A 25,071-nucleotide genomic window follows, 5' to 3' on the forward strand; every position below is an offset into this window, starting at 1 on the left:
GAGTGTGCGCTGTGAGCAACCGAGCAGGGCTGTGACGTTACTCGTCTGCGAGCAGTCGGTCGACCATCTCGTCGGGGTCGAACCGCTCTAGGTCGTCGTACCCCTGTCCGACGCCGAGGAAGAGAATCGGCTTTCCGGTGACGTGGGCGACGGAGATTGCCGCACCGCCGTTGGAATCTGCGTCGGCTTTCGTCAAGATCGCGCCGTCGATCGCGGCCGCATTGTTGAACTCGCGGGCGCGATTGACTGCGTCCTGTCCCGCAACGGCTTCGTCGACGAACAACGTCATGTCGGGACCGACAACCCGATCGATCTTCTCGAGTTGGTCCATCAGCCCCTCGTCAGTGTGGAGTCGACCCGCGGTATCACCGAGCACGACGTCGATGTCGTTTGCCTCGGCGTACTCGACGGCGTCGTACAACACGGCTGCGGGGTCGCCGCCTTGCTCGTGGGCGATGAGCTTCGTATCCAGTGCGTCGGCGTGTTCCTGGATCTGCTCGTTGGCACCCGCACGGTAGGTGTCGCCGTTTGCCATCACCGTCGAGTAGCCACGCTCCTCGAAGTAGCGACTCAGCTTCGCGATCGATGTCGTTTTGCCGACGCCGTTGACGCCGGTGAAAACGATGGTGACGGGTTTGTCTTCGATCGCGATCCGCTCGTCGAAGTCGAACTGTCCGACGCTGATCACGTCGTAGATCGCATCGCGCAGTGCGTCTTCGACGACCTCGCCCGTCGAGGTCGTAAACGTCCGCGTCTCGCCAACCAACTCCTCGCGAATGTTGTCGAGGATTTCCTCGGCAACGCCCATCTCGACGTCGCTCGAGAGCAACGCCATCTCGAGTTCGTGTAATGGGCCCTCGAGGTCTTCTTCCTCAATGACGAACTTCCCCTTGACGAGGGATCTGGCTTTGGCACCGAAGCCGGTCGAGTTGTTGTCCTCGTCGGCCGCATCGTCTTCGGTCGTATCGTCTTCAGCTTCGGCGTCGGCCACATCGTCGCCGTCATCTGCCTCGGCAGCCGTCTCTGCGTCCGGCTCGTCGGTTTCAGTCTCGGGGACAGATTCGGACTCGGTGTCGACCGATGGCTCCTGAACGGCGGTGCCATCAGGGGCCGATGGCTCCTCTGTCTCCGTCGTCGCCGTTGCAGTCTCGGCCTCACGGTCGCTCTCGAATCGCGACTCAGCCTCGGCTTCACCATCGCCGTCGGCTTCGTCAGAGGTCGTCTCTGGGGCTTCCGATGTCGCGTCCACGTCGGCTTCGGCCGTCGCCTCGGAGTCAGCTGACTCTTCGAGTTCGTCCTCGTCGACTTCTTCGACGTTCTCTTCGGCGGCTTCTTCGGCGTCTTTCCGGAAGCTCCCGAGTTTCTTCTTCAGGTTATCGAACATGCTAACGGTAGAAAACCGACGTTACTCGTCGCCCTGGCCCTGGCCCATCTGCTGCATCTGCTGTTGCATGGCCTGCTGCTGGAGCTGCTGGGCCTGCTGCTCGAGTTCCGTGCTCTCGCCCTCGAGTTCGGCGATTTCGGCGTTGACCTCGTCGATGCGGTCGTCGAGGTTGTCCTTTTTGTTCTTGAGCGTCTCGACAGCGTCGGTCTGCTCGAACTCGCCGGCGTAGTCTGCACCGAGCTCGACGATCACTTCGTCGATGTCCTCGACGTTCGCGCGGAGGTAGGCCCCGCCACCGAGTGGGACCTGAACGGTCGAGTCCGTCTCGAGGGTCTCGAGCGCTTCGATGGCCTCGTCGGTTTCGGTCTTCTGCTGCTGGATCGCTTCGACGTCTTCCTCGAGCTCCTCGATCTCGGCTTCGAGCTGCTGGATTTCCTGAGAGAGCTGCTGGAGTTGCTGCTGACCCATTATGCGCTCACCTCGTCGAGTTCGATTTCGCTGCGCTTCAGTCCGTGCTGGCTCCCAAGCTGAGAGTAGACGTGTTCGCGGGCGACGTTTTCGTTTTCGGCATCGATCGTCGTTTCGAACGGCGAGTAGCCGTCGCGGCTCTTGAACTGGCCAGTGACCGTAAATTGACTCATGACTACCCCTCCGGCAGGCAGTCGGAAGAATCTTCCCTTCTGTCGGAGCCAGCCCGGGCCGAAACGACGACCAGATTGGAGGGGCGACACTGGTGTTCCGGGCCGACAAGCGACCACGCGAGAGCGAACGCCGTCAGATCTGTCCAGGCTGTTGGCCCGGCGGGCCACTCGAGAGCGCACTCGAGCCGCGTTTTGGTTTCACGATCTGGTCGGGGTCGATACCGTCGAACTCGGGTGGCAACTCGCCGTCGGTTGCATACTGGTACAGTGCCGTCTTCGCGATCGCCGTCGCGGCGATGTGGACGACGACGAGTCCGCCCAGCGCCACCACAGTCGGGATGACCGTGAACACGAGCACTGATTCGGGGGTTGCGACTAGCAACAGTGGTGCGCCGATCCCACCAGCAACGACGAGCGCGCCCAACAGCACAGTCACTAGCCCCACACCGAGGCTGACTCCACCGGCCTCACCCCAGGTGTCGCGAAAGAGGCTCACGCTGTCGCGCAACGACTCCCGAACGCCACCGTCTTGGAAGACGATTACGGGGACGATGAAGAACGTCATCATGAACCATGCCGCACCGGCGATCGCTCTGACGATCTGGGCACCCCACCCATCCTGACTCTCGAGGGCCTGAAAAATCAGGCCAACGACGGCGCCGACGACACCCCACATGAGGATCGTCCGTTTGGACTCCCAGGCACCAGCGAGGCCATCGCGAAGACTCGTTGGCTCACCGTGGAACAGGTTGCCGACCGAGTGGACGAGGGCGGCGCTGAAAAAGGTCGCAATCGCCGTCGCGGCGAACATAACGAGAAACGAGGCGATGACGCCAAGGACGGTCATCGCCGTCTCGCCGCCACCATCGGGGAGAGCACCGGCCTGCTCGATGGCCGCCAGTCCGAACGTGGTTCCAAAGAGGGCCACAGCGAGACCAACGACGAGAACGACCAGCCCTGTAATCCACGTCAGTCCGTACAGCAACGGAAACGCAAGCAGCCACCTCTCGCGTCGAAGCACCCCGAACGACGCTTTCGCGATCGCAAACCCGTTTCGAAACCGGGCGAACACTGATTGGAGGGACATGAGTGAGGTATCAGCAGCTGCGAATATAAGCCTTGACGACTGATTGCAGCGCTGACAGCCATCCGAGTTTGGCCAAACGGTTTTGTCCAGCGAGTGATACGCTCCGGTATGAGCGAACTCGAGCCAAGCGAACTGTTGCCAAGTGAACGGATGCAAACCCAGGTCCTCGAGGGCGAGGTCACCCAGATCCATCGTGGCCACAAGTATGCCGACGTGGGCGATACGTTCACGATCGACGAGACGACGTTCGAAGTTACCGATGTCACCGAGCGCACGCTCGGGGATTTGACCGACGAGGACGCCCAGGCTGAAGGAATGGCAGACCTCGAGGCCTACCGCAAGCTGCTCGAGCGAGCGCACGATAATTTCGAGTGGGATGACGACAGCGAGGTCGTCCTACACCGGTTTAAAACGCAGTAGACGGGATGAAAAACGGCTGGGCAACCAGAAACGAGACGCGACCGACCGCGATCAGTCTAGATAGCCCAGGGCGTCTTCGATCCGGCCCAGTTCTGGCCCGGTGGTATCCGATCCGACAACGTAGCCGGCGTCGTTGGCGATCAGTCCGGAGCCGACGAGTGGGGCACCGTAGTTGACAGTGCCGACGTCGGCGCGGACGTCGAGGGCGTCCTCGAGGACGTCCAGTTCCTCGTCGGTCGCTTTAGGGTGACAAAGCACACCATCGTTCGTCGCGACCGCGGCCGTGCCGACGGTTCGGACACCCGCGAGGTCGCCGCGTTCGACGGGGACCTCGAGTGTGTCTTTGACGATCTGAATCGCCTCTCGTGGAAGGTCGGGGTGGACGTACGCGCCGTAATCGTTGGCGAGCACGACGTTCCCCGCGGCGTTGATGTTCCCCGGGAGTTCCGCAACGGGGAGGTCAACGTCCTCCTCGAGTCGTTCGCGTTCGTACTCGAGCACACGGGCGCTGACGAGCAGCCCGTTCTCGTTGCCCGTCGCTAACGCGCCGACCGTCGAGGAACCGCCGACGGTCGTCCCGATTACGGGCACCTCGAGTTCGTCGGTCAGGTCAGCGATGACGTCGTCGTCGACGTCTGGGCGGACGAGCACGCACGAGTCGGTCGCACGGGCGAAGACGCCGACGTAAGCCGACCCGGCGAAAGCGAGACGCTTCAAATTTACTCGGCGACCTCGGCCTCGACGACGGCTTCTCCGTCTTCATCGAAGCGAGCAGCGCGAACACGGAGTTTCCGTGGCGGGTTTGATCGGCCCTGCGACCAGACCGTCTCGTTGATCGAGGGGTCCAGACGGATGGCGTCCTCGTCGACCGCGAAGTGTTTCGCGAGGTGCTCGCGGATGAGTCGCATCGCGTAGTCGGCGGCCTCGTGGTTGGCTCCCTTCTTGACGTCGCGCAGTGGAACGGTTACAACGCGTTCCTCGAAATCACTTGCACTCATTGTTATTCGTCAGTGTCGTTGCGCCGCCAGTTGCGTCGCTTCGGGTTTCGCTGCACTTCCATGTTGGTCTTCATCATGACCCAGGCCGGAACGCGGCTGTTCTGGTTCTCGAGTTTGGCAAGACGCTTTTTCTTGCCCTTCGATTTCTTACCCATAGTAGCCGGACGTAGCCCGCGGTGGCTTAAAATCTTGTCCATCTCGAAGACACGCACACCGTACTGTCAGCCACACAGTCAGTGGTATCATAGCCATTGCCACTCATTGTCCACCCAATCGCGCTTGTGCGATCACCGCATCGATCAGCTCACTGGGTTCGATCGACGTGTTCCTCAAGCGTGCGCGTGACGGCCTCGAGCGTGGCTTCGCTGAGAGACGTCGTGTACGACCAGTTGTCAACACCCTCGTAGCCGTCGTGATGGTGGAAATCGTCGTGATTGCCACAGCCACGTCCGTGCCAGCGAGTCCCACCACCGATCTCGTCCGGTCCGGCGTAGGCGGTCGCCATCGGCGACACGCGCATCGTGTCGTCGTCGGTTCGCACCGCAGTCCCGAGGTTGTGGTCACAGCCAGCGCCGCCGACTGTCTCGGCGACGCTGGACGAGATGAACGTGTGTAGCGTCTCGTGGATCGCCATATTCCGTGTCACCGCCCGCGAGTCCCAGAACTCGGTTGCACCGAGGTTGGCGACGGTTCCGGCGTCTCCAGTGGTTCCTTCGGTGTCGTTTCCGACCAGTGCGTTCGGTGACAGCGTCCCGCCGTAGCCGAGCCGGTAATTAAACGGTGCCCAGCAAAACAGCAGATGGCAGGTCGATCCAGTGAGAGCGTTTCGCTCCCGGAGGCGATCGTCGAAGACCTCGAGGACCGTCTCGAGTGACGGGAAGAGCGCCTCCGACGACCGTGGCGTCGCCGAGAACGGAAAGCGAACCAGCGTGCCGCGGTCGACGCGTGCCTCGAGTCCCTCGAGCCGCGAGCGCTCGTGGGCGTACGCGAGGACCTGGTCGAACGCATCTTCGATCGCCGAACGAGCATCTCGAAACGGTGGCGGCCAATCGTCTCGGATGCCGTTGAACCCGTATCGGACCCAGGCTCGAAGCGCCACTGGGCCGGGATAGATGCGGACGTGAATCGGTGTGTCGTCGACGGCTTGCTCGTCGAAACGGTGAGTCAGCGTCGAGACCGCAGTCGCACCGCCGACCGATGCAAGCAGCTCTCGACGAGAGACGATTCGTCTCGCCCCATCCGCAGAGCGGTGGGTTCGAAGCGAGGGAGTCACGGCTGAGCGCTGTGCGGTCCAGTCGCCATCGTTCCGTAGATACTACACCAGTGACCAGAATGGGAGTTTGACTTGCAGGTGCCGACCAAGTTAAGTCAGGACGGCCGAGATCCACTCGAGTGAGTCGGCAGTCGACACTCGCCCGCGACCGAGACAGCTACTCGAGTGAGAACGACTCGACCGTCGAGTACACCGGCCCTTCGTCCGTGAGAGTGCTCTCGGTCAGCTGAATCTCGTCGACACGCACTTTGCCGATCGTTGGATCACGTTCTTGAACGAGGTCCTGTACCAGCTCCTTCCCGCCAGCATGCTTCATGCGTGCGAGCGTGACGTGGGGCGTAAACTCGTGTGACTCCGGATCGAACCCCATGTCAGTCGTTCGGTGCTCGATCGCCTCGTGGAGCCGTGTGAGTTCCTCGCCACCCGTTTCGGTACCGAGCCAGACGACGCTGATGTACTCGAGGTCGGGAAAGACCCCCAGGCCACCGTACCGGACGGTGAACGGATCGACGTCGGCGTCGGCGACGGCAGCCTCGAGTTCGCGCTCGAGGGCCGGGAGCTGATCCGCATCCACGTCGCCGAGAAACTTCAGCGTCACATGGGTCTGTTCGGGATCGGTGAAGTTGAGCCCACTTGCGTCTTCGAACTCGGCTTGCAGGTCGGCGACCGCTTCTGTGAGGTCGTCTGGGAGGTCGACACTGACGAACAGTCGCATACTCGAGCCATCGCTGGCGGTGTACTCAATGGTGACGGTGGGGGCGACCACGGCCATCGGGGTCGGTCAACAGGTGTCGGGACCGAATAGCTGTATGCTGTCCGAAGAGAACTCGACCCAGAGCGTCTCGCCAGTTTCGTTCGGGGGTTCGGACTGCTCGACGACGAGTTCGTCACCCGTTATGGACTGCACGGTCACGTCGTACCGACGGCCGATATCCGCGACATGGACGACTTCACACGGCAGCGACGGCGTCGTCCCGGGGGACGCAGAGTACCGAAGCGAGAGGTCTTTCGGGCGAATATGACACGTGACCGGCGTTCCAGCTGGCAGCTCACGCGTCGTGCTGTCGAGTCTGATCTCGTGTGTCCCCAGTGCGATCGTGAGTGGGTGTTGGTCGACGACGGTCGCCGCGAGCGTGTTCGAGCGGCCGAGAAATGACGCCACGAACGGCGTTGGTGGCGACTCGTAGAGCGTTCGTGGCTGCCCAACGCCAGCAACCTGCCCGTCGTTCATCACCACGAGCCGATCCGCAAGCGCCATCGCCTCCTCCTGATCGTGAGTAACGAAGAGTGTCGTGACACCGGTTTCGCGCTGGATGCGTGCGATCTCATCTCGAAGCTGTTCACGTAACGTTCGGTCGAGCGCCGACAGCGGCTCGTCGAGGACGAGGACGTCCGGCTGTGGAGCCAGCGCTCGAGCCAACTCCACGCGGCGCTGTTGGCCACCGCTCAGTTCCGAGGGAGCGGCGGTCCGCTGGTCGCAGAGATCGACCAGCCCGAGGTAGTCGGTCACGAGTTCGTCACGACGAGCAGGTTCGATATCGCGTGCTTTGAGCCCGTATGCGACGTTCTCACTGACAGTCATATGTGGGTACAGCGTCGGTTGCTGGAAGACGATACCGACGCGGCGTGTCTCGGGTGGGGTGTCGGTGACGTCGTCGCCGCGAAGCACCACTCGGCCCGTTGTCGGTCGAACGTGGCCGGCGATCGCTTGAACGATCGTCGTCTTTCCACAGCCACTCGGGCCGAGCAGTGCGACCAACTCACCCGACTCGAGGCCGAACGAGACGTCGTCGACGGCCAGTTCGGTGCCGTATCGGTGCGAGAGCTGCTCGAGTTCGAGGATCATTCGTCGACCACCGTCGGGACCCGTCCAAGTCGCTGGACTGCTGCGAGGACGACGAGCGTAATGGCGAGGAGTGCAAGCCCCAGCGGGACGATCGCGTCGATCCCGCCGGCGATGAAGTCAACCCAGATGCGGGTCGGCATCGTTCGTGGGTTGTAGGCGACCATCATCGTCGCACCGAACTCCCCGATCGCCCGTGCGAACGTCAGGACGATCCCCGCGACGATCGCCCCACGAGCCATCGGAATCGAGACGTTCCAGAACGTCGAGAGCGGCCCGTACCCCAGCGACCGTGAGGCCTGTTCTAACCGCTCGTCGATGGCTCCGAAGCCAGCTCTGGCGGTGATGATGACGAACGGCGCGGCGACGAACGTCTGTGCGAGGATGACACCGAGGAGACTGTCCGTAAGCGAGATCCCGACGGCAGCAGCAGCCGCGCCGATCGGTGTAAACCGGCCAACGGCCGTCAGCAACATTGCACCGCCGACGACCGGTGGGATGATCAGCGGCAACACGACCAGCGCCTCCACGAGACGCTTACCCACGAACGACGTGCGAGCGAGTACGTACGCGAGCGGGACGCCGAACACGGTCGCGATTGCCGTCGAGATGGGGGCCGTAAGCAGCGAGTTCCGGATCGCCACCTGCGCTTCCGGCGTCGACAGTCCAGCGACGACGTTTGAGATCCCGGTCCGGGACAGGAACGCGACGAACGGAATCGCAAAGTAGAGCAGAATCACCCCACCGAGGACGGCTGGGAGCAGGAGCTCCGGCATTCGCCGAGAGTAGCCAGAGAGGGGCGGCCTGGAGAGGCTCATACGTCGATTGCCTCCGGAAGCGACCCCTCCGGACGCGGGAGGCTCTCGCTAACGGTGAGTCCTGCATCGACGAGCAGGTCCGGGTTGTCGATGAGAAACTGGACGAGCTGGTGGCCCGCATCGGGGTCGTCTGCCTCGTCGTTGACCGTGGCGTTGTACAGTATCGGCCGCCCTTCAGCAGTGTATCCCTCCTCATCCGTCGTGAACTCGACCGTCGCGTAGTGGTCGGCCAGTTCGGGGTTTGCGAAACTGTACGCGTCGGGAAATTCGAAAAAGGGCATCTCGTGATCGACCGCCATATTGTGATAGACGACCGACGCCGCTCGAGACCCGCTTTCGACGCCTGCCATCATCTGTGGCTCTTCGGGCTCCTCGTAGACGCGCTCCAGAAGTTCGTCTTGGAACCCCTCGAGGCCGTATTCGTTCTCAGCAAGCTCGAACGCCTGGACGGCGCGATAGCCCAGCGGGTCGAGATCCGGATCCCCGATCGAGAGCTCGCCGTCGTCAGTCTCGAGGGCTAGCTCATACCACGGGATGCCGTCCTCGAGGCCCTGTCCAAACGTCGTCTCCGCGTTGTATCCGATCCCGAGACTGTTGGTCGCAAACTCGACGTCCCAGTCGGTGAACTCGCCGTACAAACGATCACGGAGCAGCGTCGAATCGGCGCTCACGATAACGTCGGGCTGTTTGGTTCGGTCTTCGACCATCCGCATCACCGCGTTGGCCCCGTAGTACTCTCCGTGAACCGAGATTCCAGTTTCGTCCTCGAACGCCGGGCCGATGTGGGATTCAAACGTCTGTGCGAGACTGCCAGCCGAAAGCACACGTACCGAGGACGTCGCAGTTCCCAAACAGCCAGCGACACCGATGCCGACGAGGCTACCCGCCGTGGCGAGAGCTGTACGGCGGCTGACGCCGTCCCCATCATAATCGCCACCAAGAGCCATATGTCTCAGTTTGTTTTCCTCGTTCATATAACCATATCCAATTCCTAATCCACAGTAATGTAACCACAAACAATTACTTGTTCAGCGAGAGTGAGCGTGTGTCACGATTAGGTTAGCTCGCTGGACGGACGGCTCGTGTCGCCAACACTGCCGTGCCGAGCGCCGACCGTCAGGCACTCGGTTACCGGTGTCGGTTACGTGAAGGCTGTTAGGGCCGACGATTATATTGGTACGACACTTGCATACGATGATGACCGACGTTGTCGTACTTGGCGGTGGGATCGGTGGCCTCACCACAGCGCACGAACTCGCCGAGCGCGGGTTCGACGTCACCGTCGTCGAGGCCAACGACCGCTTCGGTGGAAAGGCCCGATCGGTACCGATCACGGACGATCCGAAGGCGCTACACGGTGAGCACGGCTTTCGGTTCTTCCCAGCGTTCTACCAGCACGTCATCGAGACGATGGAGCGAATCCCTGACGGAACCGGGACCGTCGCCGAAAACCTCGTCGAGACCGAAGCGACACTTATCGCGAACGCCGACAGCCCGGGCCGGATCGCCGAGACGCGGACCCCCAACTCGCTGCGTGGGTGGCTCGAGGCACTGCGCCCGGCCTTTGCCGAGGACTTGCCCGACGACGACGTTCGCTTTCTGCTCGAACGACTCCTGTATCTGCTGACAGCCTGTGACGAGCGACGCGAGGGTGAGCTCGACGACATCTCCTGGTGGGAGTTCATCGATGCCGACAACCGCTCACAGGAGTTTCGTGATCGCCTCGCCTACGCGACCCAGTCACTCGTTGCGCTCCGGCCCCAGGTCGGGAGCACTCGGACGATCGGGACTATCTATCTGCAGCTTCTGTTCGGCCAGCTCGATCCCACCCAGCCGACCGAACGCGTCCTGAACGGACCGACCAGCGAGGCCTGGATCAAGCCATGGGTCCGCCATCTCGAGGCGCTCGACGTCGACCTCCGACCGGCCACGCCAGCGACGCAACTCGAGTTCGATGGGCGCCGGATCACCGGCGTCACGCTGGCCAACGGGGAGACGATCACAGCCGACGAGTACGTCCTCGCTGTTCCAGTCGAGATCGCCACCGAGTTCCTCACACGAAAGATGAGGCGTCTCGCACCCGAACTCGAGCGGATCAGTCAACTCGAAACGGCGTGGATGAACGGGATCCAGTTCTACCTGACCGAAGACGTCGAGTTGACGCGGGGCCACCAGGTCTACGCCGACGCGCCGTGGGCGCTGACATCGATCTCACAGCGGCAGTTCTGGACTGGGTACGACGTCGCGGATCACGGTCCCGACGCGGTCGAGGGTGTCCTCTCGGTGATCGCCTCCGACTGGGATACACCCGGCATGCTCCACGAGAAGCCAGCCAGATCGTGTACGCGCGACGAGATTGCAACAGAGATCTGGGCGCAGTTGAAAGCCCACTTGAACGTGACCGAGACGATGCTGGACGACGACATGCTCGTCGACTGGTTCCTCGATCCGGCGATCGTCGAACGCGACGACGGTGGCGTCGAGAACCGCTCGCCACTGCTAATCAACACCGTCGGCGCGTTAGCGAACCGACCATCGGCCGACCCGGCGATCGATAATCTCACACTCGCAAGCGACTACGTGCGGACGAACTCGGATCTGGCCTCGATGGAGTCGGCCAACGAAGCCGGTCGCCGCGCAGCGAACGCGATCCTCGAACGACACGGGCGGAAGGCAACGGTCGCGACCTGGGAGCTTACGGAGCCAGCCGTATTCGAGCCGTTCAAGCGACAGGACCGGTTTCGGTATCGGCTCGGACTCCCGCATCCCGGTGACGTGACCCACTCGATTCGAGGCGTCACCAGACGGCTCAGCAGCCGGCTCTGAAGCGTCTCTCAGGCGCAGAGCCGATACCGGGTCGCAGCCCTTAACAGTCGTCGTCGCCAACGTCTGGCAATGACTGACCGAGAGGGCAATCGCGACCACCAGTTCTCCGAAGGAGAGGGCTTCGAGGACACCTACGACGAGTTCGATCTGGATCCACCGGAACTGAACGTCGATCCGTCGAAGGTCGACCCGGTCGACTCCCGCGTCCTCGCTGACACGCTCGATGAACGGACCATCAATCAGGACGAGGTCGATGCGAGCGAGTTGCTCGACGTCGGGCTGAACTACATGCAGATCAACCGCTACGAACAGGCCACCGAGGCCTTCGAGCGGACCGCCCGCTTCGCTGAGGATGACGGTCTCGCACAAGAGGCCTGGGTCAACAAAGGTGTCGCCCACGCCGAACTCGAGGAGTACGACGAGGCGATCGGTGCCCACCGCGAGGCGATTCGAATCGACGGCGAGAGCGAACACGCCGCGACGGCCGAGACGAACCTCGCTTACGCACTCTGGGAGTTCGGCGAGACGACACAGGCTCTCGAGCACGCCGAACGCGCCGTCGAAATCGACGAGCGCTTCGCCGAAGGCTGGTTCAATCGCGCCTTTTTCCTCTCGGAGCGTGGCCTGGCCGAGGAGGCACTCCACTGTATCGACAACGCCATTCGGCTGGGACTGCGCAACGCCAAAGTCCTCGAGGAGAAAGCCGAGATTCTCGAGGAACTGGGCGAGTACGACGAAGCCGAGGAGATCGCCGAGGAAGCAAACGAGATGCGTGAAGAAGCCGAACAGCGCATGATCGAACAGCGAAAGGAGATGCAAGGTCACACCCCTCCCGACGTCGATGAGCAGTCCGAGCGACAACAGGGCGGGGTCGACATCACGGATCCGGGACGCGCATCAGACCGTGATGACGAGTGGGAACTCGAGTAACGACGGATGATCGTCAACGAACGACAGACACCAGAAGGGCTGTTGGTCGCCGTCTGTGACGAGGCCGTCCTCGGCGAGACCTTTGAGAGCGAGGGGATCTCGCTGGCCGTCACCGAGGAGTTCTACGGCGGCGAGACAGTCGACGAAGACGTCGTCGTCGACAGCCTCGCTCGAGCGACTGTCGCCAACATCGTCGGCACGGAAGCTGTCGAACTCGCCGTCGAGAACGGGTTCGTCGACGAGGCGAACGTCCTCGAGGTTGGGCCAACGCTGCACGCGCAGTTGCTGTGGCTGTAGCACGCGAAAGCAGAGAGCGGGTTGTGGACTACAAATCAGTGTTTCTGAACCGATAGTAGCCGATAGCGACGGGGACGACAAGCCAGAACAGCAAGACGACGACGCCGAACCAATCTTGCAGGTAGAACGGCGCGTCACCTGCGTACCGTTCGGCCGGCGTCAGTTGGCTCGCTTCAAAATCCTCGAGGCCGTACTGGAACGTAAAGGGGAACACCTCGCCGTCGATGGCGTTGCTCGCAAGCGTCGTGTAGGCGGACATCGGGTTGAACTGCTCGAGGACGAGATACCACGTTTCGGCTTCGACCGGCGGCCCTTCGTCGTAGAGCAGGTAGTACGGCCCGGCAGTGACGAGTTCCCAGAGTGCGACAAAGAGCATGTAGAGGCCGACGACGAGCGCCATCGACTTGCCCCGTGTCGAAACACCAGCGGAGACGCCGACTGCGAGGCCCGCGAAGGCGACGCCGAACAGGAGCGTGATTGCGCCAAAGGCGACCCAATCGGCAAGCGGCACCGAGCCGAAAAAGGCCGCGCCCAACACGAGTGCGACGAGGAAGGCGAGGACGACGGCCGTGCCGACGACAGCCATCCGTCCGAGCAGTTTGCCGAAGACGATATCGGAACGGTTCGGCGGCAAGCCAAGCAGGAGTTTGATACTGCCCGAGCGACGCTCGCCGACGACGGCCATGTAGCCGGCGATCAGCGCGGCGATCGGCACGATCGTCTGCAGTGGGAAGCCAAGGAAGCCAAGCACCTCAGCCGCTGTCACGTCGTCGGCCGTATACCAGATCGCCGTATAGCCGATGACAACGATCCCGACGAGCAGGCCGATCAGCGACCAGAGCAGTTTCGATCGGCCGGCGTCCTCGAACTCCTTGCGGGCAACAGTCGTGATCTGTGTGGTCATTTGTCTACCTCCGTGGCCACGGCCTCGGGAGCCACTGTGTCGTCAGTTGCCTGCACCCCAGCGTCCCCCTCACCGTTGGTGAGTGTGGTAAACAGCGACTCGAGCGAGACGTCGTCGATTCGCAGATCCTGAATCGTTGCGCCCGCGGCGTCGAGCGCAGTCACGATGGTCGCTTTCGCCGCCGGATCGGCGATCGAACACTCGAGCGTCTGTCCAGCGGCGGCGACGGCAGTGATTCCAGCAACGCCACGAGCGGTCTCGAGATGGCCGTCGGCAGCGTCGGCAAGTGTGAGTTCCATCGTCGCCCCGTCACCAAGCGACTCTCGGAGCCCCTCAATGGTGTCGACAGCGACGAGCGTGCCCTCATTCAATACGCCGATACGATCACAGACTGCTTCGACGTGCTCTAAGATGTGACTCGAGAAGAAGACGGTCGTCCCGCGGTCGGCCTCCGCGCGGACGAGGTCTTGCATCTCACGGATCCCGTGGGGGTCGAGCCCGGAGGAGGGCTCGTCCATAATCAGCAAGTCGGGGTCGCCGACCAGTGCCATCCCAGTCGCGAGGCGCTGGCGCATCCCCTTGGAGTAGTCGCCAGCCGGCCGTGCGGCGTCCTCAACCGAGAGGCCGACGCGCTCGAGGATCGCCTCGGGGTCGTTCGTGGCGTCTTTGGTGTCGATTGCGAACTCGATATGTCGACGGCCAGAGAGTCGCGGGTAGATGTCGAACCCCTCCGGCAGGACACCGACACGGGGGCTGATCTCGTCTGCCTCGTCCTGAGCGTCGTAACCGAGCACTGTCGCCGATCCCGATGTCGGGCGAGCGAAGTCGAGTAACATGTTGATGGTTGTCGACTTCCCCGCCCCGTTTGGGCCCAGAAAGCCGAACACTTCGCCGTCTTCGATCGTCAGATCGAGGTCGTCGACGGCGGTCAACTCACCGTAGGTTTTCGTCAACCCAGTCGTTTCGATCGCGGTCATCTTGTTGGCACATACACAGGAATCACATATAATCGACGGGCCGCAGTTTCAGGTTCCGAAACTCCTTCAACACCGGCGCTAACACCCTCAAAGTGTGCGTTTTCGCCATAGCCAGCACCGTCGCCACTGGCGCCCTCGAACCGACGGCGAGATCCCACAGCTTGCAGGTCGAGAGTGGACGATTCCATCCGCCTCGATGCCCGAGACCGAAGGAGTGTTTTGTCTGCGATACCTCTGACTACATAATGAGTCAGCAGAACCTCGAGCCGCTGGATGTCGAGGCGATTCGTGAGGAGTTCCCCATTCTCGAGCGGGAGTTCGACGGCCAGCAGGTCGTCTACCTCGACAACGCGGCGACGACCCAGACCCCCGATGTGGTCGTCGACGCGATGAGCGACTACTACCGTGAGTCCAACGCGAACGTCCACCGGGGCATCCACCACCTGAGCCAAGAGGCCTCGATCGCGTATGAGGAGGCCCACGACCGCGTCGCCGAGTTCATCGGCGCTGCGGGGCGCGAGGAAGTTATCTTCACGAAAAACACGACCGAAAGCGAGAATCTGGTTGCCTACTCGTGGGGTCTGCACGAACTCGAGCCCGGTGACGACGTCATCCTCACGGAGATGGAACACCACGCCTCGCTTGTGACGTGGCAACAGCTCGCCAAGCGAACGGGTGCAAACGTCGAGTACATCCGCGTCGACGACACCGGCCGGCTAGATATGGACCATGCCCGCGAACTGATCAGCGACGATACCGCGATGGTCTCGGCCGTGCACGTCTCGAACACGCTGGGGACGGTCAATCCCGTCTCCGAACTCACTGATCTCGCCCACGAACACGGCGCGCTCTCGTTTATCGACGGCGCACAGGCCGTCCCAAACCGTCCTGTTGACGTCGGCGAGATCGACGCCGACTTCTACGCCTTCTCGGGGCACAAGATGGCTGGCCCAACCGGCATCGGCGTTCTCTACGGCAAGCAAGCCCTGCTCGAGGACCTCGAGCCCTACCTCTACGGCGGCGGCATGATCCGTAAAGTCACGTTCGAGGACTCGACCTGGGGCGAGCTCCCCTGGAAGTTCGAACCCGGGACGCCGCCGATCGCCGAAGCTGTTGGACTCCACGCCGCAATCGACTGGCTCGAGGACCTTGGTATGGAGCGCGTACAGGCCCACGAGGAAGAGCTCGCAGCTTACGCCTACGACCAGCTCGAGGCTGAAGGCGACGTCGAGATCTACGGTCCCGAAGGCGGTCCCGAGCGCGGTGGGCTGGTCAGTTTCAATCTCGAGGGCGTCCATGCCCACGACCTGACCTCGATCCTGAACGATCACACGGTCGCCGTGCGAGCGGGCGACCACTGTACGCAGCCGCTACACGACAAACTCCGCGTTCCGGCATCGACTCGCGCGTCGTTTTACGTGTACAACACACGCGACGAAGTCGACACACTGATCGCCGCACTGGACGACGCACGGCAGCTGTTCGCATAGCGACGCCGTCTACACTGCGTTTTCGCGATCCGGTCGTTTATTGTCCGTCGCCAGAACACGACGTCATGCTCGAGGCAGTCCGCACTCAGGCCCGCTCGTACTTCGATGACGCCCCACCGGCACACGACTGGCACCACGTCAGGCGTGTCGAGACGCTCGCGGAGACACTGCTCGAGCGCCACCCACAGTCGGCGTCGATAGACCGGCGAGTCGTGCGCCTTGCGGTCGTTCTCCACGATATCGGCCGCGAACGGGAAGACCGTGGCGAGATCGACGACCATGCGATCTGGGGGAGCCAGGAGGCGGGCCGGATTCTCAAGGGCGTTGGCGCGGACGCAGAGACGATCGAGCACGTACAACACTGTGTGCGTTCACATCGGTACTCGAACGAGATCGATCCGGAGACGCTCGAGGCAAAACTCCTCTGCGACGCGGACAACCTCGATGCCCTCGGCGCGGTCGGTATCGCTCGCGTCTTCGCCCACGGGGGTGCGCTCGGAACCTCGCTGTACGATCCCGAGGTGCCGGTTGCCGACGACGATACGTCGGCCGGCCAGACGCAGTACAACCATCTCCACAAGAAGATCCTCGACCTTCCGGATCGGATGTACACCGACGTCGGCCGGGCCGTTGCGGAGCGTCGTGGCCGGTTCGTCCGCGAGTATACAGAACAGTTCGCGGGAGAACTGACTGGGGAGCGATAGCTGCCCCCGGCCTCCCGAAGAGAGACCGCCGCGCAATTGTAACGAACAACAACAAACTCACACAGGATTTTTGGACCCACCAGTTGTACATGGGAGTGCCGAGGTGAGAATAATGTACGAGAAACCAATTAGTCGTCCCAAACGGGACCCGTTCGACGCACTGGTCGACGTTCTCGCCGCGGCAACCCGGTACGATCTTCATCTCGTGATCGTCCCGGTTGCGTTTGCGGTTGCACTGGTCGCGGCGAGTGTACTGGGCGTATCGATAGTGCAGGCGATGCTCATCGCAGCACCGATCGGTGTGTTCGTCATCATCGATGCCTGTTATCTCAACCCCCCAGTCGATCAGGGGTCGCCGTAGCAGCATCGGCCAACAACCGTTCGACGTGTCGACAGCGTGTTCTCACAGTGGAGATCCATACCTGATTGTCTCCACAGAGAACCGTTTATCATTTCGTACGGTGAAGTTGCGTAACCATTCGTGGTAACGAGATACTGTGTGCCCCGGAACCCTTTTACAACTCTCAGTGCTACTCGAGGATACCAATGGGACTGGGCTCGGATATGTACAGACAGCAGATCCTCGACCACTACAAGAACCCGCGGAACTACGGGGAACTCGAGGATCCGACGTTTACTCACATCGGCGAAAACCCGATGTGCGGCGACGAGATTCGTATGGACGTCAAACTCGCTGACGACGAAGAGACAATTGAGCAGGTTGCGTTTTCGGGCGACGGCTGTGCGATCAGCCAGGCCTCTGCGAGTATGCTCTCGACGAAGCTTCGTGGCAAAACGGTCGATGAGTTACTCGAGATGGACCGTGACGACGTGGTCGATATGCTCGGTGTCGATATCTCGCCAATGCGAGTCAAGTGTGCCGTTCTGGCCGAAAAGGTTGCCCAGGACGGCGCGGAGATCTATCAGGGCGAACTCGATGTCGAGAAGACGACGACCGAAGACTGATCCTGTCGACAAAACGGAGTGATGGATACGCACTCCGGAATCGGTCGCGGATTCGCGGCCGTCATAGTGACCGACTGCCCACGAGAGCGGCCCGATCAAACAGTTTTAACTCGCTCTCCGACCGACGGCAAACCCGCTCGGACCCGGCTGTGTCGTAGTTGCTGACTTGTGTGCAAACGGCTCTGCCAGCCAGTGTGGCCACTGCACTGTTCAGAGATAGGTTTTTGCTAACTCGAGTCATACGATGTTCGATGAGTAGCACCGGTTCGTCGAAACGGGACGGCAACCGTGACTCGGTCACCGACGCAATCGTCACAGCAGTCGCCGACGCGAAAGGTGTCGACGTCCTCGAGTTACCGCCGCTGTGGGAGGTGGTCAATCCTGACGCACTCGAGACGGCGTTTTCACCGTCGAAACGTGATCGGACGGTAAACCGAGCCGGACAGATCGCCTTCAGCTACTGTGGCTACAGGGTGCTCGTCGAGTACGGCGATTCAGTCACGGTCTCACTCGAGTCGTGAAAACGGGCAGTCGTTACTCCGGCTTCAGTCCGCCGTCTTCGACGCGCATGACGGCCTCGCCGTCGGCGAGGTTCGGGGCGTCGACGAGTCGAACGATTCGTTTGTTCCCTTTGGATTTGCGCAGATAGATTCGGAACGTCGATTTGTGTCCGAGGATGTTCCCACCGATCGGCTGGGTTGGGTCGCCGAAGTAGGAGTCGGGGTTCGAGGCAACCTGATTAGTGACGATAACGGCGCAGTTGTAGAGGTTACCGACCTTGTCGATATCGTGGAGGTGTTTGTTGAGCTTCTGCTGTCGGTCCGCGAGTTCGCCACGACCAACGTACTCCGCACGGAAGTGTGCCGTAAGCGAGTCGACCGCCAGCAGTCGAACGGGGTAGTCGGAGTCTTCGTGCTCACCGGCCAGTTCCTTCGCCTTCTCGGCTAGCAGCATCTGGTGGTTGGAGTTGAACGCCTTTGCGACGTGGATCTTATCGAGGATGTCGTCGACGAGCTCATCGACTGCCTCCTCATCGGCCGCAGTGCCCTCGATCTCGCGATCTTCGAGCGTTGCGTTGATGACCTCATCCTCGAGGCCGCGGACCATGTCGTCGATCCGTTCCGGACGGAACGTGTCCTCACTGTCGACGAAAATCGCACAGCCGTGAAGGCCACCGACTTCCTTGGGAAGCTGGACGTTGACGGCCATCTGGTGGGTGACCTGCGATTTCCCGGAGCCGAACTCACCGTAGACTTCGGTGATCGACTGGGTTTCCATACCGCCACCGAGCAGGTCGTCGACTTCGTCGATGTGCCAGCTCAGCTTGCCGATCTCGTTTCGTCGTTCGAGAACAGTCGAACCGGTCTCGAAGCCACCGATATCAGCTGCGTCACGAGCGGCGCGAACGATGTCCGCGGCCGTCGACTCGCCGACGTCGGCTGTGTTCGACAGTTCCGAAGGTGACGCGACGGCGAGACTCTGGAACGAGTCGAAACCAGCGTCATGAAGCTTGTCTGCGGTTGCGGGTCCAACACCGGGGAGGGTCTCGAGGTCTGCGTCTGGCATACTCAGTCGTTGTGCCGGACCCTGTATAAACCCTCGTTAACAGGGGAGTGAAAGTGAAAGTGCACGACTGCGGCGCGGTGATTGAGCTGGTCGTCCGCGGAATTATGTAGAAAGGCGCAGTTGTCGACTCCCGTCAGGGCGTGCGGTCACCGGACTGCCACTCGAGGCAGGTGAGTTGCTCGTCGCTGCCGACGTACAGTTGGCCGTCGCCGACTGCAGGCGTACTCGTTATCGCTCCCTCGAGTCCGTGGTGCCAGCACAGGTCACAGTCATCGGAGACGTCGATCCCGTACAGCGAGCCGGTCGAATCGCCGATACAGAGGATCTCCCCGACGATCACGGGACTGGAGGTGACCGGGCCATCGAGGGCGACGCCCTTCTTCGAAAACAGCCAGCCCCGCAGTTTCCGGCGGCCAAACGTCGTGTCGGTGACGTGGAGATAGCCGTCTGCGGCACCGACGTACGTCGAATCGATCTCGTCGAGGACGGTGGGTGAGGACGTAAACGAGCCTTGTATCTCGTAGGTGAACCACGACTGCCCGCTGCTGGTGTGAAACGCGATCAGCGTCCCGTCGTCGTCGGCGACGTACACCCGGTCGTTGACGACTGTCGGCCCGTCGACGACCGTGCCGTTGGTCGGGGCATCCCAGCATGGTTCACCAGTCGTCGCCTCGAGGGCCAGAACCGTCCCATCAGCGGTGCCGACGTAAACCTGGTTCCTGTCGTGTGTCTGGTCGCCATCCACGTCCATCTGGGCGTCATCGAGCGACAGCAGGTCGATCTCCTGGTCGGGGTCCGGGCGCTGTCCCCAGCCCCCCTGTCGGTCGCGGTCCTCGTCGCTGTCGACGGCCGGCGCGCCGACGACAGGTGTGTCGGTCTCGTGTGTCCAGACGAGTTCGCCGCTGTCAGCCTCGAGCGCCGAGAGTCCGGCTGTATGGCTAGCATAGAGCACCGTTCCCGACAGCGCGAGTGCAGAGTCGAGTGTGCCGGGAAGGTCGGCCGTCCAGCGCTGCTCGCCAGTCGCGGGCTCGAGGGCGTAGACGACGCCCTCGCCTGTCGCGAGATACAGGTGGTCGTGTGTGACAATTGGTGCCGTGTCGGTCGCCGCAGTCGTCTCGAACACCCAGCGCCGGCGCCCGGTTTCGCGTTCGAAAGCGTAACAATTCCCGTGGCTCGTCCCGACAAAGACGGTATCGCGGTCGAGTACCGGTGATCCAGCCGCGCCGACGAGGTCGGCCGTCCAGCACTCTGCGATCCGCTGGGGACCCTCGAGATCACGCCGCAGCCCCGAGTGCTGGGGATCGCCTTTGAACTGGTTCCAGTCTGTCACTGAATGGAGATACCGAACGGATCGGTATAATGGATGCGACACCGGATGACGGGCGAGAACGCTCGTTCCTCGGCTGGTGTTGCCACTCTGATCACAAACTGGACGACTCAGTGACTGGACGGAACGAAACGGCCCGGCAGGAAAAGGGGGGGCAACAACTGGTGTATGGCGCAGTTGATGATGATAGAGGGTTCCTGCCGTACAATCGTGTATGGAGTCAGAACTAATACCGGTGATGCCAACAGAATTTGGTATCGACTACCGTTGCAGCGCAGCTGGCCCGCTGGCGGTTCACTCCCAGGGATGTGTCCCGCCCGAACTCGGCCACAATGGGTACCAGTACTCTTTCTCGCGTTCGATCTCGAGTTCGCCATCCAGCGTCGACTCGAGTGTGAACTCCGCGCTCGAGGCGCGCTCGCGGCCGGGTCGAGGCGCGAAGGGGTAGTATGCTCCGCGACGGAACGAGTAGATCCAGTAGGCTGGCCCGTCGCGGTCTTCATACGCGAAGACGGCCGCAAGCAGCCGCGAACCGTAGCCGTGCTCGATGAACGTGTCCGCAGCGAAATGCATGCTCGTAATGAGATCCTCGGGATTGTCGTCCTCGAGGACGACCCAGTGGTAGCCGTGGTCGTCGCTGCTCACGGAGAACTCGGTGCCAGTTTCCTCGCGGCCCGCCTCGAGGATGGCTTCGACCTCGTCGACGGCGTCTCGAAAGCTCCTCGAGTCGACACCGGAGAAACAGAGCGCGCCGATGTCGAGCGAGTCGTAGCCGAGGTCGGCCTCCATCGTCAGATAGGCAGTACTCATTCCGAAGAGGTCGTCCGGATCGGCGTCACGTCTGGCGTCCGTCTCGGCGCGCAAGCCGAGGACGGCGCGGAGTCCATCGAGCAGTCCCATACGATGACAGAGGATGGCGACCCCTTAGAACGATTGCATCTCGCGCTCGAGGTCGCGCAGTTGTTCGACCCGTCGCTCGGTCGGCGGATGGGTGCTAAAGAGGCGACCGACGATGCCGGACTTGATCGGGATGATAAAGAAGGCGTTCATCTCGGCTTCCTCGCGCATATCGTTTTTCGGGACCTTGTCCATCTGCCCGGAGATTTTCATGAGCGCGGAGGCCAGCGCCGCGGGGTTGCCGGTGATCGCGGCTGCACCGCGGTCGGCCGAATACTCGCGGTACCGCGAGAGCGCTCGAATCAACAGATAGCTGATGATCCAGACGAGCAAGGAGACGAGGATCGCAACGACGACGCCGCCACCGCCCTTGCCGCCGCGATTCCCGCCGCCGAAAAAAGCCCCCCAGCGGACGATCATGAACGCGATCGTCGAGAGGAAAGAGGCGATCGTCATCACCATCATATCCCTGTTTTTCACGTGGGCGAGTTCGTGAGCGAGAACTCCATCGAGTTCGTCCTGATTGAGCGTGCGCATGAGTCCCGTCGTCACCGCGACGGCGGCGTTTTTCTGGTTCCGGCCGGTCGCAAAGGCGTTGGGGACGTCCGAGTCGATGACCGCGACTTTCGGCTTGGGGAGATCAGCCTGCTGGGAAAGGCGTTCGATCGAGCCGTGCAGTTGTGGGTACTCGTCGGCCGAGACCGTCTTCGCACCCATGCTCTTGAGCGTGAGCGTGTCGCTGAAGTAGTACTGGACCAGCGACATGCCGCCGAACAGGAACGCGAAGACCATCAGTCCGCCACCCATGTAGGCGGTGATCACCCCAGCAAAGACGATGTACAGCGCAAACAACAGAAACATCGTCAGGAACATCCGAAACCGAAGCCCCCAGTCTGCCTGCCAGTTCATATCTCGAATGAGGTGGGCCGGACGAATAAGTGTCACCGACACGACCGCCACGGAACATGACGGGCTGAAATCACATCTACAACCCGTGTGCACAACCCCTTCGTTTCACATGGAGACCACGGGACATGACGCCGTCTGACACGATTAGAACACGAAACTGTCAGTGAACAATGACTGGAGTCGTGGGCGTTCGCCCTCCATCTCTGTGACACGACTGTGTGAGCACTGGCGACTCGAGTATGAGACTGACTGGGGTGAGAGCCCAGCCGAGTTTGGCGGCGAGTGGAACACGCCGTTTAACTCCGTGAGCCACTAACTGGGAACAATGAAAGAATCGCGTGCGTTCTGTCCCCGATGTGGGGACACGGTACCTGAGCGGTCGGAGAGCGACGCGAACGACGAGTCTGCGGCGGATCCCCTTCGACCCGGTTCGGAGGTCGAACTCTGCGATGCGTGTTACTTCGATGATTTCGACTTCGTGGATGCGCCGGATCGGATCGACGTTCGCGTCTGTGCCCAGTGTGGGGCCGTCTATCGTGGCAACCGATGGGTCGACGTTGGTGCGGAAGATTACACCGATATCGCCATCGAAGAGGTCAGCGAAGCGCTAGCCGTCCACGTCGACGTCGAAGACGTCGCCTGGCAGGTCGAACCCGAACAGATCGACCCGAACACGATCCGGATGCACTGTTATTTCACGGGCGTCGTCCGTGGAACGCCGGTCGAAGAGCAGGTGATGGTCCCGGTCAGGATGGCTCGCCAGACCTGTACCCGCTGTGGCCGGATCTCCGGCGACTACTACGCGAGTATCGTCCAGATCCGCGCCGAGGACCGAACCCCGACGAGCGAGGAGACCGACCGAGCCAAGGAGATCGCCAATCAGATCGTCGCGGAGATGGAGGCGACAGGTGACCGAAACGCCTTCGTCACCGAGGTCAGCGAGGTCGACGACGGCCTGAACATCAAGATCTCGACCAACAAGATCGGCAAGAAGATCTCGAACAAGATGGTTGAGGAGTTCGGCGGCACCGTCAACGACGCCGAAACACTGGTCACCGAAGACTCCGACGGCAACGAGGTCTATCGGGTGACGTTCGCCGTCCGCCTGCCGCCGTACCCGCCGGGCGACGTCATCGACCTCGCGGACGACGACGAGGGACCGGTACTCGTCCGCAGCGCTCGAGGCAATCTCAAAGGCGTCCGACTGACGACCGGCGAGCGCTACGAGGCAAGCTACGAAGAAGGAGACTCGCCCGACGCGCGCAAACTCGGCGAGGCCGACGACGCCGTCGACGCCACGGTTGTCACCGTCGAGGACGACAACGCCGTCCAGGTGCTCGACCCCGAAAGCTATCGGGCAAAAACCATCGCGCGTCCGGACTACTTCGATCCCAACGCCGAAACGGTGCCTGTGCTGAAGAGCCGCGCTGGATTGCACATCCTTCCCGACGAAACTGATGCGTGAGAACGAAGACGACCCAGCGTTGCCGGTCGACGACGCCCTCGAGCACGTCGGCGCGGAACCCGACGCACCGCTTGCTGCGATCGTCGCAAAGCCACGCACCGAAACAGCCATGCAGTCGCTTCGCGCCGAGGGCGTCTACGACGACTCGAGACGGGTCCGCGAGGACGGCCCCGAGCGGGTCGCGCTTCCCGTGACGGCGCCGCCGACCGACACCCGCGTCCTCGAGGTCGTGCGTCAACTCGAGCCCGAGCCTCGAAACCCGGATCTCGAGGCCATGCTGGCCGACCGAGGGTGGACCGATGACGCGCTCGAGTCGGTTCCGGGTTCGTGGGCCGTCATCGGCTCGGTGATCCTCCTAACGGTGCCCGACGACTGTCACGACGAGACGGCGCTGGCCGAAGCCTTGCTCGAGATCCACGGCGAAGCCGACAGCGTGCTGGCAGACGAAGGGATCGCAAACGACGGCGACGCTGGCACCTATCGCGAGCCACGCACGCGTCTGCTTGCTGGCGCGCGAGATACCGAGACGATCCACACGGAACACGGAACGCGCTATGGGCTCGATCCCGCGAACGTCATGTTCTCGCCGGGGAATCAGGCCGAACGCGCTCGAATGGGCGAGTACGTCGAGCCAGACGAGCACGTCTTCGACATGTTCGCTGGCATCGGCTACTTCACCCTCCCGATGGCACGGGCTGGCGCGCGAGTGACGGCAACCGAACTCAATTCCACGGCCTTTCGCTACCTGCTCGAGAACGCCATGTTGAACGACGTTACCGATCGGGTCGACGCCTATATGACCGACTGCCGCGAGATCGCCGGCGAGGTCGACGCCGACCGGATTGTGATGGGGTACTACGGCCGTGCGGACGAGTCGGACGACGACGCCCACGGAACCCGGACCGACGAGGCCCACGAGTTCCTGCCGAGTGCTCTCGAGGCGCTCGTCCCCGGCGGCGTCGTCCACTACCACGAGGCGACCCCGGAGTCGCGGCTCTGGGATCGACCGATAGCGCGCCTCGAGGCGGCGGGCGAGGCGGCTGGCAGGGACCTTGAGATCCTCGAGAAACGTCGTGTCAAGAGTCACAGCGCCGGCGTCGAGCACGTCGTCGTCGACGCCCGATTCGAGTAGCGCCGACGCTATTGGGTGCCGACTGGCGGCTGAACGTCGTGACATTCATGCTGGCGGAGTGAGTGATACCACATATGGACAAAAACCAGTTCATCGCCCTGACGTTCGCGTTCCTGATGGTCTCCTCGATGGTCGCCTGGGGCGCACTCGCGGCGTTCTGAATCGGTTTTCGACCAGCGACCGCTCCTGGGGAGCGACAGCTCACCGCCACGAGACT

29 protein-coding genes are annotated in these 25,071 nt (G+C 62.1%); 11 read left to right on the forward strand and 18 right to left on the reverse strand.

Annotated elements, in window-relative coordinates:
* Positions 1 to 37 precede the first annotated feature (37 nt).
* From ftsY to ACERJA_RS05830, 4 genes are all read right to left on the reverse strand, one after another.
* Positions 38 to 1,384, reverse strand: coding sequence for a signal recognition particle-docking protein FtsY (gene ftsY, locus ACERJA_RS05815; RefSeq protein ID WP_373607311.1), 1,347 nt, complete (start codon positions 1,382 to 1,384; stop codon positions 38 to 40).
* 21 nt (positions 1,385 to 1,405) lie between these two features.
* A complete protein-coding gene (gene pfdA, locus ACERJA_RS05820) occupies positions 1,406 to 1,852 on the reverse strand; it encodes a prefoldin subunit alpha (RefSeq protein WP_373607312.1) in 447 nt (148 codons plus the stop codon).
* Positions 1,852 to 2,025, reverse strand: a complete 174-nt coding sequence (gene rpl18a, locus ACERJA_RS05825; RefSeq protein WP_006066129.1) for a 50S ribosomal protein L18Ae — start codon at positions 2,023 to 2,025, stop codon at positions 1,852 to 1,854. Before rpl18a ends, pfdA begins: the two co-directional genes overlap by 1 nt.
* 133 nt (positions 2,026 to 2,158) lie before the next feature.
* Complete coding sequence (locus tag ACERJA_RS05830; protein WP_373607313.1) at positions 2,159 to 3,112, reverse strand: DUF6159 family protein; 954 nt, start codon at positions 3,110 to 3,112, stop codon at positions 2,159 to 2,161.
* A 108-nt stretch (positions 3,113 to 3,220) separates the two neighbouring features.
* Here ACERJA_RS05830 and ACERJA_RS05835 point away from each other — a divergent pair, with 108 nt between their 5' ends.
* Positions 3,221 to 3,532, forward strand: a complete 312-nt coding sequence (locus ACERJA_RS05835; protein WP_006066127.1) for an ASCH domain-containing protein — start codon at positions 3,221 to 3,223, stop codon at positions 3,530 to 3,532.
* 51 nt (positions 3,533 to 3,583) lie between these two features.
* Here the strand turns inward: ACERJA_RS05835 and ACERJA_RS05840 are convergent, their stop codons facing one another.
* From ACERJA_RS05840 to ACERJA_RS05875, 8 genes are all read right to left on the reverse strand, one after another.
* Positions 3,584 to 4,249, reverse strand: coding sequence for a translation initiation factor IF-6 (locus tag ACERJA_RS05840; protein WP_373607314.1), 666 nt, complete (start codon positions 4,247 to 4,249; stop codon positions 3,584 to 3,586).
* Positions 4,250 to 4,251: 2 nt separating this feature from the next.
* Positions 4,252 to 4,530: a 50S ribosomal protein L31e gene (locus ACERJA_RS05845; protein WP_006066125.1), complete on the reverse strand. Its 279-nt coding sequence runs from the start codon at positions 4,528 to 4,530 to the stop codon at positions 4,252 to 4,254.
* A gap of 2 nt (positions 4,531 to 4,532) precedes the next feature.
* Positions 4,533 to 4,685 carry a 50S ribosomal protein L39e gene (locus ACERJA_RS05850; RefSeq protein WP_006066124.1) on the reverse strand — a complete coding sequence of 51 codons (153 nt, stop codon included), beginning with the start codon at positions 4,683 to 4,685 and terminating at the stop codon, positions 4,533 to 4,535.
* A 149-nt stretch (positions 4,686 to 4,834) separates the two neighbouring features.
* Entirely contained in the window at positions 4,835 to 5,803 is a 969-nt protein-coding gene (locus ACERJA_RS05855) for a hypothetical protein (protein ID WP_373607315.1), read from the reverse strand.
* Between the two features lie 157 nt (positions 5,804 to 5,960).
* Positions 5,961 to 6,518, reverse strand: coding sequence for an RNA 2',3'-cyclic phosphodiesterase (gene thpR, locus ACERJA_RS05860; RefSeq protein WP_373607462.1), 558 nt, complete (start codon positions 6,516 to 6,518; stop codon positions 5,961 to 5,963).
* Between the two features lie 66 nt (positions 6,519 to 6,584).
* On the reverse strand, positions 6,585 to 7,649 hold the full coding sequence (locus tag ACERJA_RS05865; protein WP_373607316.1) for an ABC transporter ATP-binding protein: 1,065 nt from the start codon (positions 7,647 to 7,649) through the stop codon (positions 6,585 to 6,587).
* On the reverse strand, positions 7,646 to 8,464 hold the full coding sequence (locus ACERJA_RS05870; protein ID WP_006066120.1) for an ABC transporter permease: 819 nt from the start codon (positions 8,462 to 8,464) through the stop codon (positions 7,646 to 7,648). Before ACERJA_RS05870 ends, ACERJA_RS05865 begins: the two co-directional genes overlap by 4 nt.
* Positions 8,461 to 9,411, reverse strand: coding sequence for an extracellular solute-binding protein (locus tag ACERJA_RS05875; RefSeq protein ID WP_373607317.1), 951 nt, complete (start codon positions 9,409 to 9,411; stop codon positions 8,461 to 8,463). The genes ACERJA_RS05870 and ACERJA_RS05875 overlap by 4 nt, the downstream gene beginning before the upstream one ends.
* Positions 9,412 to 9,661: 250 nt before the next feature.
* On the opposite strand from ACERJA_RS05875, the gene ACERJA_RS05880 reads away from it, so the two are divergent.
* The 3 genes from ACERJA_RS05880 (at position 9,662) to ACERJA_RS05890 (ending at position 12,517) form a co-directional block, all read left to right on the forward strand.
* Positions 9,662 to 11,290 (forward strand): FAD-dependent oxidoreductase, encoded by a 1,629-nt coding sequence (locus ACERJA_RS05880; RefSeq protein ID WP_373607318.1) that lies wholly within the window; start codon positions 9,662 to 9,664, stop codon positions 11,288 to 11,290.
* A 69-nt stretch (positions 11,291 to 11,359) separates the two neighbouring features.
* Positions 11,360 to 12,220 carry a tetratricopeptide repeat protein gene (locus ACERJA_RS05885; protein ID WP_373607319.1) on the forward strand — a complete coding sequence of 287 codons (861 nt, stop codon included), beginning with the start codon at positions 11,360 to 11,362 and terminating at the stop codon, positions 12,218 to 12,220.
* 6 nt (positions 12,221 to 12,226) lie between these two features.
* Positions 12,227 to 12,517 (forward strand): DUF424 domain-containing protein, encoded by a 291-nt coding sequence (locus ACERJA_RS05890; protein ID WP_373607320.1) that lies wholly within the window; start codon positions 12,227 to 12,229, stop codon positions 12,515 to 12,517.
* Between the two features lie 28 nt (positions 12,518 to 12,545).
* Here the strand turns inward: ACERJA_RS05890 and ACERJA_RS05895 are convergent, their stop codons facing one another.
* Positions 12,546 to 13,421, reverse strand: a complete 876-nt coding sequence (locus ACERJA_RS05895) for an ABC transporter permease (protein WP_373607321.1) — start codon at positions 13,419 to 13,421, stop codon at positions 12,546 to 12,548.
* Positions 13,418 to 14,398 carry an ABC transporter ATP-binding protein gene (locus ACERJA_RS05900; RefSeq protein ID WP_373607322.1) on the reverse strand — a complete coding sequence of 327 codons (981 nt, stop codon included), beginning with the start codon at positions 14,396 to 14,398 and terminating at the stop codon, positions 13,418 to 13,420. The genes ACERJA_RS05895 and ACERJA_RS05900 overlap by 4 nt, the downstream gene beginning before the upstream one ends.
* Positions 14,399 to 14,643: 245 nt before the next feature.
* Between ACERJA_RS05900 and ACERJA_RS05905 the strand changes: the two genes are divergently transcribed.
* The 5 genes from ACERJA_RS05905 (at position 14,644) to ACERJA_RS05925 (ending at position 18,079) form a co-directional block, all read left to right on the forward strand.
* The gene (locus tag ACERJA_RS05905; RefSeq protein WP_373607323.1) at positions 14,644 to 15,888 is read left to right on the forward strand and encodes an aminotransferase class V-fold PLP-dependent enzyme; all 1,245 of its coding nucleotides are present in this window, start codon (positions 14,644 to 14,646) and stop codon (positions 15,886 to 15,888) included.
* A gap of 65 nt (positions 15,889 to 15,953) precedes the next feature.
* Positions 15,954 to 16,592 carry an HD domain-containing protein gene (locus tag ACERJA_RS05910; protein ID WP_373607324.1) on the forward strand — a complete coding sequence of 213 codons (639 nt, stop codon included), beginning with the start codon at positions 15,954 to 15,956 and terminating at the stop codon, positions 16,590 to 16,592.
* 112 nt (positions 16,593 to 16,704) lie between these two features.
* On the forward strand, positions 16,705 to 16,953 hold the full coding sequence (locus ACERJA_RS05915) for a hypothetical protein (protein ID WP_006066111.1): 249 nt from the start codon (positions 16,705 to 16,707) through the stop codon (positions 16,951 to 16,953).
* A 185-nt stretch (positions 16,954 to 17,138) separates the two neighbouring features.
* Complete coding sequence (gene sufU, locus ACERJA_RS05920; RefSeq protein WP_373607325.1) at positions 17,139 to 17,558, forward strand: Fe-S cluster assembly sulfur transfer protein SufU; 420 nt, start codon at positions 17,139 to 17,141, stop codon at positions 17,556 to 17,558.
* Between the two features lie 251 nt (positions 17,559 to 17,809).
* Positions 17,810 to 18,079 carry a HalOD1 output domain-containing protein gene (locus tag ACERJA_RS05925; RefSeq protein WP_373607326.1) on the forward strand — a complete coding sequence of 90 codons (270 nt, stop codon included), beginning with the start codon at positions 17,810 to 17,812 and terminating at the stop codon, positions 18,077 to 18,079.
* Between the two features lie 13 nt (positions 18,080 to 18,092).
* Here ACERJA_RS05925 and radA read toward each other — a convergent pair whose 3' ends face one another.
* From radA to htpX, 4 genes are all read right to left on the reverse strand, one after another.
* Positions 18,093 to 19,124, reverse strand: a complete 1,032-nt coding sequence (gene radA, locus ACERJA_RS05930; RefSeq protein ID WP_006066108.1) for a DNA repair and recombination protein RadA — start codon at positions 19,122 to 19,124, stop codon at positions 18,093 to 18,095.
* 133 nt (positions 19,125 to 19,257) lie between these two features.
* The gene (locus ACERJA_RS05935; RefSeq protein WP_373607327.1) at positions 19,258 to 20,454 is read right to left on the reverse strand and encodes a PQQ-binding-like beta-propeller repeat protein; all 1,197 of its coding nucleotides are present in this window, start codon (positions 20,452 to 20,454) and stop codon (positions 19,258 to 19,260) included.
* Between the two features lie 291 nt (positions 20,455 to 20,745).
* Positions 20,746 to 21,351 (reverse strand): hypothetical protein, encoded by a 606-nt coding sequence (locus ACERJA_RS05940; protein ID WP_373607328.1) that lies wholly within the window; start codon positions 21,349 to 21,351, stop codon positions 20,746 to 20,748.
* Positions 21,352 to 21,375: 24 nt separating this feature from the next.
* Positions 21,376 to 22,257: a zinc metalloprotease HtpX gene (htpX, locus tag ACERJA_RS05945; RefSeq protein ID WP_373607329.1), complete on the reverse strand. Its 882-nt coding sequence runs from the start codon at positions 22,255 to 22,257 to the stop codon at positions 21,376 to 21,378.
* 325 nt (positions 22,258 to 22,582) lie between these two features.
* Between htpX and ACERJA_RS05950 the strand changes: the two genes are divergently transcribed.
* Together ACERJA_RS05950 and ACERJA_RS05955 are read left to right on the forward strand one after the other, a co-directional pair.
* On the forward strand, positions 22,583 to 23,722 hold the full coding sequence (locus ACERJA_RS05950; protein ID WP_373607330.1) for a 60S ribosomal export protein NMD3: 1,140 nt from the start codon (positions 22,583 to 22,585) through the stop codon (positions 23,720 to 23,722).
* Entirely contained in the window at positions 23,715 to 24,854 is a 1,140-nt protein-coding gene (locus tag ACERJA_RS05955) for a class I SAM-dependent methyltransferase family protein (protein WP_373607331.1), read from the forward strand. Before ACERJA_RS05950 ends, ACERJA_RS05955 begins: the two co-directional genes overlap by 8 nt.
* Positions 24,855 to 25,071 lie beyond the last annotated feature (217 nt).

Source organism: Natronorubrum sp. A-ect3, from assembly GCF_041821125.1.
Classification (GTDB): domain Archaea; phylum Halobacteriota; class Halobacteria; order Halobacteriales; family Natrialbaceae; genus Natronorubrum; species Natronorubrum bangense.

Coding starts and splice junctions, on each gene's coding strand:
- ftsY (WP_373607311.1), bottom strand. CDS start 1,384: ATGTTCGATAACCTGAAGAAGAAACTCGGGAGCTTCCGGAAAGACGCC.
- pfdA (WP_373607312.1), bottom strand. CDS start 1,852: ATGGGTCAGCAGCAACTCCAGCAGCTCTCTCAGGAAATCCAGCAGCTC.
- rpl18a (WP_006066129.1), bottom strand. CDS start 2,025: ATGAGTCAATTTACGGTCACTGGCCAGTTCAAGAGCCGCGACGGCTAC.
- ACERJA_RS05830 (WP_373607313.1), bottom strand. CDS start 3,112: ATGTCCCTCCAATCAGTGTTCGCCCGGTTTCGAAACGGGTTTGCGATC.
- ACERJA_RS05835 (WP_006066127.1), top strand. CDS start 3,221: ATGAGCGAACTCGAGCCAAGCGAACTGTTGCCAAGTGAACGGATGCAA.
- ACERJA_RS05845 (WP_006066125.1), bottom strand. CDS start 4,530: ATGAGTGCAAGTGATTTCGAGGAACGCGTTGTAACCGTTCCACTGCGC.
- ACERJA_RS05850 (WP_006066124.1), bottom strand. CDS start 4,685: ATGGGTAAGAAATCGAAGGGCAAGAAAAAGCGTCTTGCCAAACTCGAG.
- thpR (WP_373607462.1), bottom strand. CDS start 6,518: ATGCGACTGTTCGTCAGTGTCGACCTCCCAGACGACCTCACAGAAGCG.
- ACERJA_RS05865 (WP_373607316.1), bottom strand. CDS start 7,649: ATGATCCTCGAACTCGAGCAGCTCTCGCACCGATACGGCACCGAACTG.
- ACERJA_RS05870 (WP_006066120.1), bottom strand. CDS start 8,464: ATGAGCCTCTCCAGGCCGCCCCTCTCTGGCTACTCTCGGCGAATGCCG.
- ACERJA_RS05875 (WP_373607317.1), bottom strand. CDS start 9,411: ATGGCTCTTGGTGGCGATTATGATGGGGACGGCGTCAGCCGCCGTACA.
- ACERJA_RS05880 (WP_373607318.1), top strand. CDS start 9,662: ATGACCGACGTTGTCGTACTTGGCGGTGGGATCGGTGGCCTCACCACA.
- ACERJA_RS05885 (WP_373607319.1), top strand. CDS start 11,360: ATGACTGACCGAGAGGGCAATCGCGACCACCAGTTCTCCGAAGGAGAG.
- ACERJA_RS05890 (WP_373607320.1), top strand. CDS start 12,227: ATGATCGTCAACGAACGACAGACACCAGAAGGGCTGTTGGTCGCCGTC.
- ACERJA_RS05895 (WP_373607321.1), bottom strand. CDS start 13,421: ATGACCACACAGATCACGACTGTTGCCCGCAAGGAGTTCGAGGACGCC.
- ACERJA_RS05900 (WP_373607322.1), bottom strand. CDS start 14,398: ATGACCGCGATCGAAACGACTGGGTTGACGAAAACCTACGGTGAGTTG.
- ACERJA_RS05905 (WP_373607323.1), top strand. CDS start 14,644: ATGAGTCAGCAGAACCTCGAGCCGCTGGATGTCGAGGCGATTCGTGAG.
- ACERJA_RS05910 (WP_373607324.1), top strand. CDS start 15,954: ATGCTCGAGGCAGTCCGCACTCAGGCCCGCTCGTACTTCGATGACGCC.
- ACERJA_RS05915 (WP_006066111.1), top strand. CDS start 16,705: ATGTACGAGAAACCAATTAGTCGTCCCAAACGGGACCCGTTCGACGCA.
- sufU (WP_373607325.1), top strand. CDS start 17,139: ATGGGACTGGGCTCGGATATGTACAGACAGCAGATCCTCGACCACTAC.
- ACERJA_RS05925 (WP_373607326.1), top strand. CDS start 17,810: ATGAGTAGCACCGGTTCGTCGAAACGGGACGGCAACCGTGACTCGGTC.
- radA (WP_006066108.1), bottom strand. CDS start 19,124: ATGCCAGACGCAGACCTCGAGACCCTCCCCGGTGTTGGACCCGCAACC.
- ACERJA_RS05940 (WP_373607328.1), bottom strand. CDS start 21,351: ATGGGACTGCTCGATGGACTCCGCGCCGTCCTCGGCTTGCGCGCCGAG.
- htpX (WP_373607329.1), bottom strand. CDS start 22,257: ATGAACTGGCAGGCAGACTGGGGGCTTCGGTTTCGGATGTTCCTGACG.
- ACERJA_RS05950 (WP_373607330.1), top strand. CDS start 22,583: ATGAAAGAATCGCGTGCGTTCTGTCCCCGATGTGGGGACACGGTACCT.
- ACERJA_RS05955 (WP_373607331.1), top strand. CDS start 23,715: ATGCGTGAGAACGAAGACGACCCAGCGTTGCCGGTCGACGACGCCCTC.